Raw genomic sequence first — 12,902 nt, forward strand, 5'->3', positions numbered from 1 at the left:
CGTCGCTGTCACATCCAATGCACTGTAAAAATACATTTGCTTAATCTATCGCAATAAAATAATACAAACGCATCATCGCGCAGGCAAGTGCTGATGTCACGTCACCCAAAGCGCGTCTTCAAGCAAGGACTACAGTCATGAAAAGTCATATCTTCGGCAGATCCACCAAAGGCGCGCTGCCGGTCGCCACCAAGGGGGATGGCTGCTATCTGATCGATGCGGACGGACGTAGATATCTTGATGGCTCGGGCGGTGCGGCTGTTTCCTGTCTGGGGCATTCAAATCAGGCTGTCCGCGCCGCCCTGCATGCCCAGATTGACCAGCTTGCCTTCGCGCACACCGGCTTTTTCACGTCCGATCCGGCAGAGCGTTTGGCCGATCGCCTGGTCGAGAACGCGCCGGCGGGCATAGATCGGGTATATCTTGTCTCTGGGGGCTCCGAAGCGGTCGAGGCATCGATCAAGCTCGCGCGGCAGTACTTTCTGGAAATAGGGCAGCCCAAGCGCCATCGCGTCATTGCCCGCCGCCAAAGCTATCACGGGAATACATTGGGCGCTTTGGCAGCTGGGGGGAATGCGTGGCGTCGCACCCAATTCGCGCCCCTGCTTGCCGACACCACCCATATCAGCCCCTGCTATGAGTACCGCGACCGGCAGGACGGCGAAACGCAAGAGGCCTACGGCCAGCGCGTGGCGAATGAGCTGGAAACCGAAATCCTGCGGCTTGGCCCTGACACGGTGATGGCCTTCCTCGCGGAGCCTGTCGTGGGTGCGACCTCTGGCGCGGTACCCGCGGTGCCGGGATATCTCAAGCGCATCCGCGAGATTTGCGATCAATATGGCGTGCTGCTGATCCTGGACGAGGTGATGTGCGGCATGGGCCGTACCGGCAAACTGTTCGCCTGCACCGAGGACGGCGTCGCCCCGGACATGATCACCATCGCCAAAGGTCTTGGGGCGGGCTATCAACCAATCGGCGCGCTGCTGACCTCGGCCGCCATCTATGATGCGATTGCAGCGGGCACCGGTTTCTTCCAGCACGGCCACACCTATATGGGCCACGCCATGGCGGCCACGGCGGCCAATGCCGTGCTCGGCGAAATTCTGGACCGCGATCTGCTGGCCCATGTCACCACCCAAGGCGACAAGCTTGACGCAGCACTAAAGGCGCAGTTCGGCGATCATGACAACATCGGCGATATTCGCGGGCGCGGGTTGTTCCGCGGGATCGAACTGGTTGCCGACCGCAGCACCAAAGCACCCTTCGATCCGTCCCGTGGCCTTGCCGCGCGGATCAAGAAGGAGGCCTTTGCCGCCGGTCTGATCTGCTATCCGATGTCCGGCACAATCGATGGTCAATATGGCGACCACGTGCTGCTCGCGCCGCCGTTTGTCATCGAGGACGCACAGATTGATGAGCTGGTGGGCAAGCTATCAACGGCCATCGACAAGGCGCTTGCCGCATGACCGCACTGCCCAGATTTATGGTCGCGCCGAATGGGGCGCGGCTGACCAAGGCGGACCACCCCGCCCTCCCCGTCACCATAGAAGAGACGGTCGCCTGCGCGCTAGCCTGCCATGCCGCGGGTGCCGATGGCCTTCATGCGCATGTGCGCGATACCGAGCAACGGCATGTTCTGGACCTCGGGCTTTATGCCGAGCTTCTGAGCGAGCTCGGCCAGCGCGCCCCTGACCTCTATGTTCAGATCACCAGCGAGGCCGCGGGCCGCTTTACCCCCGCAGAACAACGCCATCTTGTCGAAACCCTGAAACCGCGCGCCGTGTCGGTCGCGCTGCGCGAGATCACGGCCCGACAGGACGCAGCCGTCACCCGACGGTTCTTTGCCATGTGCGCCGAAGCGAAGATCGACGTTCAACACATTCTCTATGACGCCGCGGATATTGCCCATCTTGCCCGGCTTGTCGCGCAAGGTGATGTCCCCCACGACGGGCTGAAGACCCTGATCGTCTTGGGGCGCTATACCAGCGGCCAAACCAGCACACCCGCAGAAGTCGCAGCACTGGCACAAAGGCTAAAATCGGCCTTGCCGGCCGCCGACTGGGCCGCCTGCGCCTTCGGCCCTCAAGAAACCGCCTGCCTGATCGAGGCCATGCGCCACGGCGGCAAGACCCGGATCGGATTCGAGAACAACCGCTTGAACGCAGACGGACAAGTCGCGGCAAACAATGCCGAGAGGGTCACGGAACTGGTGACCCAGGCCAAGCGCGCTGGATTTGAGTGACCGTTATCGTGAGACGCAAGTGAAGCGGGTTCGGTGAGGGTCTTGAACGCTGTCTCGAAGCAACACCACACAGGCCCGCGGCCTTGATTGCGCATTCATCTGCAGATCTTGGGGATCCTAAAATTGGACGCAATGGTTTGAGGAATACGGGTGAGGTTTTGAAACCTCACCCCACAACTCCAATCAGCCACACTTACTATGGCCGCAGCTGCCGCAGGTCATGCAGCCTTCGACCATGCGCAGGTCGTATTGGCCGCAGCTGCTGCAGGCTTTGCCGCGGGGGGCGTCCAGGCCGACGACCTTGGCTTGCGGGTCGGATTTCAGCCCCTGCCCTTCGCCCGCGATAAAACCGGTTGCGATCAGATGTTGTTCGATCACGCCCCCGATGGCGGCCAGCATCGACGGGATGTATTTGCCGCGCATCCAGGCGCCGCCGCGCGGGTCAAAGACGGCCTTCAGCTCCTCGACGACAAAGGACACATCGCCCCCGCGACGGAACACGGCAGAGATCATGCGGGTAAGCGCGACCGTCCAGGCAAAATGCTCCATGTTCTTGGAGTTGATAAAGCCCTCGAACGGACGACGATGCCCGCCGATCACCACATCGTTAATGGTGATATACAGCGCATGCTCGCTGTCGGGCCATTTGATCTTGTAGGTGGAGCCCTCAAGCTCTTCCGGGCGGTCCAGCGGATCGGACATATAAACGACCTCGCCGCCTTCCTCAGCGGTGGCTTGGGCTGCAACCTCGCCCGGGGCTGTATCGGCGCTTTCCGATACCGACAGAACCGATCCGGTCACGTCATTGGGACGATAGGTCGTGCAGCCTTTGCAGCCCTGATCCCAAGCGGCCATATAGACATCCTTGAACGCGTCAAAGCTGATGTCTTCGGGGCAGTTGATGGTTTTCGAGATGCTGCTATCGACCCATTTCTGTGCCGCGGCCTGCATCTTGACGTGATCCAGAGGGGCCAGCGTCTGCGCATTGACGAAATAGTCGGGCAAAGGCGCGTCGCCCTTCAGATCGCGCCACATCTGTACGGCGTAATCGACGACTTCTTCCTCCGTCCGGCTGCCATCCTTTTGCAGAACCTTGCGGGTGTAGGCATAGGCAAAGACCGGCTCGATCCCCGAGCTGACGTTGCCTGCATAAAGGCTGATGGTGCCTGTGGGCGCAATCGAGGTCAAAAGCGCGTTGCGGATGCCGTTTTCGGCAATGGCGTCGCGCACATCCTCATCCATCTGCTGCATGGTGCCGGAAGCCAGATAGGCGTCTGCCTCGAACAGCGGGAAGGCACCCTTTTCCTTCGCCAGATCGACGGAGGCCAGATAGGCCGCCCGCGCAATCGCCTTGAGCCACGCCTCTGTCTGCTCTGCCGCCGCGTCCGAGCCATAGCGCAGCCCCACCATCAACAAGGCATCCGCCAGACCGGTGACACCCAGACCGATGCGGCGCTTGGCTTTCGCCTCTGCCTGCTGTTCGTCAAGCGGGAATTTCGACACGTCAACGACGTTGTCCATCATGCGCACAGCGGTCGCGACCAGCTTGTTCAGCGCCTCGACATCCAGCTGAGGGTTGTCGCCAAACGGATCGGATACCATCCGCGCCATATTGATCGACCCCAGCAAACAGGCACCATAGGGCGGCAGCGGCTGTTCCCCACAGGGGTTTGTGGCGGCGATGGTTTCGCAATAGCTCAGGTTGTTGGCCTCGTTGATGCGATCGATAAAGATCACACCGGGCTCGGCGAACTCATACGTGGCTTTCATGATCCGGTTCCACAGATCACGGGCCTGAACGGTGCGATAGACCTTGCCGTTGAACTGCAGATCCCAGCTGGCATCGGCCTTGACCGCATCCATGAAAGGGTCTGTGATCAACACGGACATGTTGAACATCCGCAGCCGCGCGGGGTCGGATTTCGCGGCGATGAAGTCTTCGACATCAGGGTGGTCACAGCGCATTGTGGCCATCATCGCGCCACGGCGCGACCCGGCGGACATGATGGTCCGACACATCGCATCCCAGACATCCATAAAGCTCAGCGGGCCCGATGCGTCAGCAGAGACCCCCAGCACATCCGCGCCACGGGGACGGATGGTGGAAAAGTCATAGCCGATCCCGCCCCCCTGCTGCATGGTCACAGCGGCTTCCTTGAGCATGTCGAAGATGCCGGCCATGCTGTCAGGCACGGTGCCCATGACGAAACAGTTGAACAATGTCACACGGCGCGCAGTACCTGCCCCGGCAGTGATGCGGCCCGCGGGGAGGAATTTGAAATCCTCCAGCGCTTCGTAAAATGCCTCTTCCCATTTTTCCGGTGCTTTTTCGACCTGTGCCAGATCACGGGCGATTCGCCGCCAGCTGTCTTCTACCGTCACATCGCGCGGCGTGCCGTCGGCATCTTTAAAACGGTATTTCATGTCCCAAATCTGTTCGGCAATGGGGGCGGCAAATCGTGACATATTCGATTCCTTGAGGGCTGTTTGGGAAGGTGTTCACCATACCCCAAATCAAAGCGCAAGCACAACAGGTTGAAGAAAGTGTGTATTAGAATACATGATGCTGTAGCAGCGACGGAGGATTCTGTGAAAAATCATATACATCTCATCAAGTTGTCCGTCGGCACGGAAACCGTCGATGATCTGGCCGCATGGCAGGAAAAAAAACGCGTGCAAACCGAGGACGGTTTTCCCCGCCACGTGACCCGCATGTGGCCCAAACGCGAACCCGAGATTCTGAACGGCGGGTCGATCTTCTGGGTGATCAAAGGTGTGATCCAGTGTCGTCAGAAAATCCTGCGTCTGGACGAGACGTCGGGCGCGGACGGCGTGCGCCGCTGCGCGATCGTGCTGGACCCCAAGATCATCCGCGTGCAAGGCAGCCTCAAACGCCCGTTTCAGGGGTGGCGCTACCTTGCGCCGCAGGATGCCCCTGCCGATCTGCCCGAAGGCCGCGACCACGAAGAGCCCCTGCCCATAGAGTTGAACCGCGCGCTGGCCGAGATCGGCGTGCTCTAGCAGCAGCCCCTGCGCGCGCATCCCCCGCGGGATTTGAGTTTACTTGGCAAAATGAAGCAGGGCCGCGCGTGCCTCTTCATTTTGCCCTTAAACTCCCGCCGGAGGCGCATCCGCAGGATGCCGCGCGCATGCGCGTCAGGACAGCCGCGCCAGCAGGGCCGTCATTGTCGCGCGATCCGCATCATCCATCTCTGCCATCCGGCTGCGCCAAAGCGTCGCCTGTGACCGCAGGATCAGCCCGTCGGACAGGATCTTGAGGTGGTTGGCGCGCAATGTCTCCCCGCTCGAGGTGATGTCGGCGATGGCCTCTGCGGTTTCATTCTTGATCGTGCCTTCGGTCGCCCCCTGGCTGTCGACCAGCGCATAATCCGCGACACCGGTGCTGCGCAGGAATTCCCGCACCAGCCGGTGGTATTTCGTCGCGATGCGCAGGCGGAACCCGTGCTTGTCGCGGAAGGCCGAGGCGGCGGCATCCAGATCATCGAGCGTATCAACATCGATCCAGGCCTGAGGCACAGCAATGATCAGATCGGCATGCCCGAAGGCGAGCTCTTCTACCGGGGCGACAAGCTGATCCCACAGCGCCAGTTTCTCTTGCACCAGATCGGTGCCGGTGACGCCCAGATGGATACGGCCAGCGGCCAGCTCGCGGGGGATTTCGCCCGCAGAGAGCAAGATCAACGACACGCCCTCAATGCCTTCGACGGCCCCCGCGTATTCACGTTCGGAGCCCGTGCGCTGCAAGGTGATCCCGCGCGCGGCAAACCACTCAAAGGTTTTCTCCATCAGACGCCCTTTGGAGGGCACACCGAGTTTGATCGTCATTGGCCTGCCTCCAGTTCCAGCATCAGCCCGGGGCGCATGACGCCCCCCACCGCGGGAATTTCGCCGCCCTGCCCCAGCCGCCGTGTCAGCGCGTCATAGCGTCCGCCTGTGGCGATGGTGGGCAGGTCGGGCCGTGTCGCCGCGCGGAAGCCGAAGACGAACCCGTCATAATATTCCATCGACACGCGGCCAAAACTGGCTTCGAACATCAGGCTACCGGTATCGACACCGCGGGCGGCAAGCGCCTTTTCCCGCGCCGCGACACGGTCCACCGCATCAGAGATCGCGGGCATATCGACGGCAAGGTCATGCAACTGGCTGATCGCATTGGGCATGGTTTCACGTACATCCAGCAGCGCCAGCAGCAAGGACACCTGCGTGCGCGACAGGGCCGGCTCGGTGGCGTCGGCGCGCAGGGCGGCGATGCGTGTTTCAATCTCGTCCAGACTGCGCAGGCCGATCAGAGGTGCGGTGATAACACCGTCACTGGCCAAGAGCGCCGCGCGGGTCGCGGGCATCGGCGTTTTGCCAGCATAGCGGTCGAGTAACGCACGGAACCGGCGGGGCCGCCAGATGTGGCGCATCAAGGCCGCCTTGCGCGACGCCGATGTATCCAGCCCCGCAACCGCAGCCATCAAGATACCGATATCCCCCGTCACGGCAGTGACCGCAAGCCCCTCCAACGCGCCCTGGATCAGGGCAAAGACTTCGGCATCGGCTGCCGCGGGATCGCCACGGTCAAAGACTTCGTAGCCCGCCTGAATATATTCATTGGCGCGGTTGGGATCACGTTCCTGACGGCGGAACACTTCGCCCGCGTAGGTGTAGCGTGCCGGGTCCGCCCCATGGGCCATATGCATCTGCACCACGGGCAAGGTATAATCGGGGCGCAGCATTTGTTCGCCCCGCATCGCATCCGAGGTGACATAGGCGCGCGCGCGGATGTCTTCGCCATAAAGGTCCAGCAGGGTCTCGGCGGGTTGCAGGATCGGCGGTTCCACCACCGCAGCCCCCTGCGCCTCGAACAAGGCGCGCAGGCTTGCGGCCTTGGCGAGGATATCGGATCGTGTAGCCATCAGCGGTTCAGCTCCAGTATCTCGCGCACTTTAGAGACAAGATCCCCCCGCGCCACTTCATATTGGCTTGGGCGGTCTTTCCATTCCTCCAGCGTGGCGCTTTCAGCGATTTTGGCGCCAAGGATCAGGTCCTTGATCTGGATCATACCCTTGTCGAATTCATCCCCGCCCGCGATCACCGCCACCGGGCTGGCGCGGCGGTCTGCATATTTCAGCTGGTTGCCAAAGTTCTTGGGGTTGCCGAGATAAACCTCGGCCCGGATGCCTGCCTGACGCAGTTCAGCGACCATCGCCTGATAGTCGGACATGCGCGCCTTATCCATGACGGTCACCACCACGGGCCCTTCGGCCTGCGCCGACATCCGGCCCTTGGCCTGCAGTGCGGCAAGCAGCCGGTCGACGCCGATAGAGACGCCCGTTGCAGGGACTTCCTGACCGGTGAAGCGCTTGACCAGATCGTCGTAGCGCCCGCCCCCTGCGACAGAGCCAAAGTTGCGTGGCCGGCCTTTTTCGTCCTGGATCTCGAAGGTCAGTTCCGCCTCGAACACCGGACCGGTGTAATAGCCAAGGCCCCGCACGACGGAGGGGTCGATCTCTACGCGGTCAGCGCCGTAGCCGCCGGCTGCCATCAGATCGGCGATGGTTTCCAACTCGTCCACGCCCTGCGCGCCTGTCTCGGAACCCGCGACCAGTTCACGCAGCCGCGCGACGGTTTCCGCACCGCTGTCGCGTTTGGCTTGCATGAAGCCCATGACCACATCGGCCTGAGCATCGCTCAGCCCTGCCCCATCGGTAAAGTCGCCGCTGTCATCCTTGCGGCCCGCACCCAGCAATGCGCGTACCCCGTCCAGACCCAGCCGGTCGAGCTTGTCAATCGCCCGCAGCACGATGCCGCGCTCGTGAGCGAAATTGTCGGGGTTGGCAGGGTCGAGCACGCCTGCGACCTCCATCACACCGTTGAGCACCTTGCGGTTGTTTACCCGCACGATGTAGTCCCCGCGGTCGATCCCGACTTCTTCCAGACAATCGGCCAGCATCGCGCAGATCTCTGCATCCGCCGCGACCGACGGTGCGCCGACCGTATCGGCATCGCATTGATAGAACTGGCGGAAACGCCCTGGCCCCGGCTTTTCGTTGCGCCAGACCGGCCCCATCGCATAGCGCCGATAGGGCGTGGGCAGATCGTTGCGGTGTTGTGCATAGACGCGTGCCAGCGGTGCGGTCAGGTCATAGCGCAGGGCCAGCCAGTCGCCGGGCTTGTCCGCCTCTGCATCCTCTTGCCACGCGAAGACGCCCTCATTGGGGCGATCCACATCGGGAAGGAACTTGCCCAAAGCCTGCACCGTCTCGACCCCGGAGCTTTCCAGCGCGTCAAAGCCATAGCGATGATAGACCTGCGCAATCTTATGCAGCATCTCGGCACGCTGTGTTACTTCTGCACCGAAATAGTCACGAAACCCCTTTGGCGTTTCGGCCTTGGGGCGGGGGGTCTTTTTTGGCTTGGCCATTGGATCACATCCTGTGGGCTGAATATCGCGCTTCGCGTCTAGCCCAACCCCCCGCCAAGGGCAAGCGACGCGGCCCCGCCGCGGCACGCATCCCCCCTTATCGAACGCCATACAACCTGTTAGGAGGACGGCAAACGCGCAAGCTGCAAGGTGCCCTCATGGATAAGCTCGAAGAACAAATGGCCCATCTGATCCGTACGGTGGATGACCTGTCCGATGTCGTCGCCCGTCAGGAGACAGAGATAGCGACCCTGACACGGCGGGTTCATATGCTGATGCAGCGCGAGGGCGAACGCGAGGCAGCGGGCTCCGAAGGGGTTGTCATCGGCAACGAACGCCCGCCGCACTATTGATCGGATGCCCCATCCAGGAAGCTGCCGCCGCCCCATTGGGCCGCGTCAGATTTCCTCTACCTCCATCACGCCGGTCAGGGACCGGATGGCACCCTTGATCTTGGGGGTGACAGGGTATTCGGCGCAGAGGTCTACCTCCACCTCGCCGGGCAGGGTCGGGTCCATCAGGCACAGTTGCACCGGCCCCTTGCCCGCGCTGCGCGCCGCGGATCGGGCACCGGCCAGCACATCGGCGACCGCCTGAATAGCCCCCGCATCATCCACAAAGATCCGCAGCCCCATATTGCCCGCATCCTCGACCACCGTGTCGATCGGCACCACCGACCGGCCCAGCAGTTTCAACTGGTCGCTTTCCATCGTCGCCTCGACCATGACCACGACCTTAGATCCTGTTTCAAGGTGGTCGCGCGCCAGTTCCAGCGTGTCCGAGAACAGCGTCACCTCGTAAGCGCCCGTCGGGTCCGACAGTTGCGCAAAGGCAAAGCGGTTGCCGCGCGCCGATTTACGTTCCTGCCGTCCGGCGACGATCCCTGCGAGACGGGCGTTCATCGCCCCTTTGACCGAGACTTTCTCGGTCAGCTCGTCCAGCGTCAGGAATGGCACACCGCCCGTAGCGGATTTGCGTTTCATCGGCCCCATGTAATCGTCCAGCGGGTGGCCCGACAGATAGAAGCCCACGGCCTTGAACTCTTCGGTCAGGCGCTCGGCGGCCTCCCAATCGTCGCAAGGCACGATGCGCGGCTCTGGCAAGTCATCCCCCGCCTCGCCAAACAGCGACACCTGATTAGAGGCTTTCTGTTCGTGGATTGCGGCGGAATAGCTGACCAACCCGTCCAACGATTGCCAGACGCGGCGGCGGTTGTTGTCCAGCTGGTCGAACGCACCGGAGCGGGCCAGCATTTCGAGCGGGCGCTTCCCTACCCGTTTCAGATCAACCCGCCGCGCCAGATCAAAAAGCGTGGCAAAGGGCTTGTCCACACCGTCAACCTTGCGGCCTTCGGTGATCAGCTTCATTGCTTCCACCCCGACGTTTTTCAGCGCGCCCAAAGCATAGACCAACGCGCCCTCGACCACCTTGAACGTCGCATCACTGCGGTTCACACAAGGCGGCACCCAGGGCAGTTCCAGCCGTTTGCGGACCTCTTCGAAATAGACCGCCAGCTTGTCGGTCAGATGGATATCACAGTTCATCACGCCGGCCATGAATTCGACCGGATGGTTCGCCTTGAGCCATGCGGTCTGATAGCTGACCACCGCATAGGCGGCGGCGTGGGATTTGTTGAAACCATAGTTGGCGAATTTTTCCAGAAGGTCGAAAACCTCAGACGCCTTTTTCTTGTCGACCCCGTTGGCCATCGCGCCTTTTTCGAACTTGGGGCGTTCCTTGGCCATTTCCTCGGCGATCTTTTTACCCATCGCACGGCGCAGCAGGTCAGCGCCGCCAAGGCTATAGCCCGCCATGACCTGCGCGATCTGCATAACCTGTTCTTGGTAGACGATGATGCCCTGCGTTTCCTCGAGGATGTGGTCAATCGAGGGATGCACGGATTCCCGTTCACGCTGGCCGTTCTTGACCTCGCAATAGACCGGAATATTCTCCATCGGGCCAGGCCGGTACAGCGCGACCAAGGCGACGATGTCTTCGATACAGGTCGGCTTCATCCGCTTGAGGGCATCCATCATGCCGCTGGATTCCACCTGGAACACCGCCACCGTCTTGGCGCTGGCATAAAGCTTGTAAGAGGCCTCGTCGTCCAGCGGGATGGTGGCGATATCGTCGATCAGCCCCTCGGGCGGCTCGAACAGTTCTGTCCCGTCGGCGGCCACATGCAGGTGACGGCCCGAGGATTTGATCTGGTCTACCGCGTTCTGGATGACGGTCAGGGTCTTGAGGCCCAGAAAGTCGAACTTGACCAGACCGGCCTGTTCGACCCATTTCATGTTGAACTGCGTCGCGGGCATATCGGAGCGCGGGTCTTGATAAAGCGGCACCAGCGCGTCCAGCGGCCGGTCCCCGATCACAACCCCCGCCGCGTGGGTCGATGCGTTGCGCAACAGCCCCTCGACCTGCTGGCCATAGTTCAACAGCCGCGCGACGACTTCCTCGTTCTTGGCCTCCTCGCGCAGGCGTGGTTCATCTGCCAGCGCCTTTTCGATGCTGACAGGTTTCACGCCCTCGACGGGGATCATCTTGGACAGGCGATCCACCTGCCCGTAAGGCATCTGCAACACCCGTCCGATGTCACGCACCGCCGCCTTGGACAAAAGCGCCCCGAAGGTGATGATCTGCCCCACCTTGTCGCGCCCGTATTTGCGCTGCACATACTGGATCACCTCTTCCCGGCGATCCATGCAAAAGTCGATGTCAAAGTCGGGCATCGAGACCCGTTCGGGGTTCAGGAACCGTTCAAACAGCAGTTGATAGCGCAGCGGGTCCAGATCGGTAATCGTCAGCGCATAGGCCACCAGACTACCCGCCCCCGAGCCCCGCCCCGGCCCGACGGGAATATTATTGTCTTTCGCCCATTTGATAAAATCGGCAACGATCAGAAAATAGCCGGGGAACCCCATGCCCTCGATGATGCCCAGCTCGAAATCCAGCCGCTTTTCATATTCTTCGACGGTGGTGGCATGGGGGATCACCTTCAGCCGGTTTTTCAGCCCCTCATGCGCCTGCCGCTTGAGCTCTTCGATCTCGTCATCCGCGAACTTCGGCAGGATCGGATCACGGCGATACGCCATAAAAGCACAGCGCTTGGCGATCTCGACCGTGTTCTCGATGGCTTCGGGCAGATCAGCAAACAGCGTCACCATCTCGGCCTGCGATTTGAAGTAATGCTGCGCGGTCAGCCGGCGACGTTCGTGCTGCTGATCGACATAGGCCCCATCCGCGATACAGATCAGCGCATCATGGGCCTCGTACATATCGGCCTTGGGGAAATAGACGTCATTCGTCGCGACCAAAGGGATGCCCATGTCATAGGCCATCTCGACAAAGCCCCGTTCGGTCAGCTGTTCGGCCACGGGCTGGCCATCCTCGCCGGGGTGGCGCTGCAACTCGACGTAAAGCCGGTCGGCAAAAGCCCCGTGCAGCCGCGCCATCAATGCCTCTGCCGCGGGGCGTTGACCGCCCTGCAACAGCTGCCCCACGGGGCCGCCCGCCCCGCCCGTCAGACAGATCAACCCACCGTTCAGCGCCTCCAGCTCCTCTAGGGTGACCTGCGGCAGCGCACCGCCCTTGTCGATATAAAGGCAGGAGTTCAGCTTCATCAGGTTTTCATACCCGGCCTCCGATTGGGCCAGCAAAACCACAGGGGCCGGATCGCGCGGCTTTTCCCCCGGTTGCACCTTCACATAGGCCAGATCCACCTGACAGCCGATGATCGGCTGCACACCGGCCCCCGCCATGGCGACCGAGAATTCCAACGCGGCGAACATGTTGTTGGTATCCGTCAGGGCCAGCGCCGGCATATCGGCCCCCTTGCACAGATCAGGCAGCTTTTTCAGCCGCAACGCCCCTTCCAACAACGAATATTCGGAGTGCGTGCGCAGGTGAATGAATCGGGGTGCTTGTGCCATGGGACCAACTTACCCAAGCCCACCCGCAGTCACCAGTCCCACCGGCACCCCGCGCCCGTTTTTCCAGCAACACGACACGCCCTTGAGCGCAGGACGCCACGAAATCTCTTGCCAAGCCCCCTTGCCCCCGCCTAGCCTCGTTCAACATTTGCCCGCGCCGCGTTCTACGTCGCATCGAACGCCGCGCAGATCACGGGCTGAGGTACCGCGGCGGAACGAACCCTATGGACATCACTTTTCTCCTCAACGGGGAAGTCGTGTCACTGACCGGCGTCTCCCCCACCATGACGCTGCTGGA

The 12,902-nt window shown here is 61.6% G+C and carries 9 protein-coding genes; 4 read left to right on the top strand and 5 right to left on the bottom strand.

Translation table 11 applies throughout. The features are described from left to right. Positions 1-137 precede the first annotated feature (137 nt). Both B3849_RS09325 and B3849_RS09330 read left to right on the top strand, forming a co-directional pair. On the top strand, positions 138-1,466 hold the full coding sequence (locus B3849_RS09325; RefSeq protein WP_278424698.1) for an aspartate aminotransferase family protein: 1,329 nt from the start codon (positions 138-140) through the stop codon (positions 1,464-1,466). Beyond that, entirely contained in the window at positions 1,463-2,242 is a 780-nt protein-coding gene (locus tag B3849_RS09330; RefSeq protein ID WP_286780045.1) for a 3-keto-5-aminohexanoate cleavage protein, read from the top strand. The genes B3849_RS09325 and B3849_RS09330 overlap by 4 nt, the downstream gene beginning before the upstream one ends. Positions 2,243-2,425: 183 nt before the next feature. Here the strand turns inward: B3849_RS09330 and B3849_RS09335 are convergent, their stop codons facing one another. Beyond that, entirely contained in the window at positions 2,426-4,708 is a 2,283-nt protein-coding gene (locus B3849_RS09335) for an adenosylcobalamin-dependent ribonucleoside-diphosphate reductase (RefSeq protein WP_286780046.1), read from the bottom strand. Positions 4,709-4,831: 123 nt separating this feature from the next. Between B3849_RS09335 and B3849_RS09340 the strand changes: the two genes are divergently transcribed. Beyond that, positions 4,832-5,263 carry a DUF1489 family protein gene (locus tag B3849_RS09340; RefSeq protein WP_005852088.1) on the top strand — a complete coding sequence of 144 codons (432 nt, stop codon included), beginning with the start codon at positions 4,832-4,834 and terminating at the stop codon, positions 5,261-5,263. A 135-nt stretch (positions 5,264-5,398) separates the two neighbouring features. Here B3849_RS09340 and hisG read toward each other — a convergent pair whose 3' ends face one another. From hisG to hisS, 3 genes are read right to left on the bottom strand one after another with little or no spacing between them, the layout of a single operon-like run. Further along, complete coding sequence (gene hisG, locus B3849_RS09345) at positions 5,399-6,088, bottom strand: ATP phosphoribosyltransferase (RefSeq protein ID WP_037963380.1); 690 nt, start codon at positions 6,086-6,088, stop codon at positions 5,399-5,401. Continuing rightward, entirely contained in the window at positions 6,085-7,164 is a 1,080-nt protein-coding gene (locus B3849_RS09350) for an ATP phosphoribosyltransferase regulatory subunit (protein WP_278424691.1), read from the bottom strand. The genes hisG and B3849_RS09350 overlap by 4 nt, the downstream gene beginning before the upstream one ends. Beyond that, positions 7,164-8,672 carry a histidine--tRNA ligase gene (hisS, locus tag B3849_RS09355; RefSeq protein WP_180828885.1) on the bottom strand — a complete coding sequence of 503 codons (1,509 nt, stop codon included), beginning with the start codon at positions 8,670-8,672 and terminating at the stop codon, positions 7,164-7,166. The genes B3849_RS09350 and hisS overlap by 1 nt, the downstream gene beginning before the upstream one ends. A 158-nt stretch (positions 8,673-8,830) precedes the next feature. Here hisS and B3849_RS09360 point away from each other — a divergent pair, with 158 nt between their 5' ends. Then, positions 8,831-9,025 carry a SlyX family protein gene (locus B3849_RS09360; protein WP_005852080.1) on the top strand — a complete coding sequence of 65 codons (195 nt, stop codon included), beginning with the start codon at positions 8,831-8,833 and terminating at the stop codon, positions 9,023-9,025. Between the two features lie 45 nt (positions 9,026-9,070). On the opposite strand, the gene dnaE is transcribed toward B3849_RS09360, so the two are convergent. Then, entirely contained in the window at positions 9,071-12,604 is a 3,534-nt protein-coding gene (gene dnaE, locus B3849_RS09365; RefSeq protein WP_005852078.1) for a DNA polymerase III subunit alpha, read from the bottom strand. Between the last annotated feature and the right edge of the window lie 298 nt (positions 12,605-12,902).

Origin of the sequence: Sulfitobacter sp. UBA4523, assembly GCF_002388305.1 — a bacterium.
Lineage (GTDB): Bacteria > Pseudomonadota > Alphaproteobacteria > Rhodobacterales > Rhodobacteraceae > Sulfitobacter > Sulfitobacter pontiacus.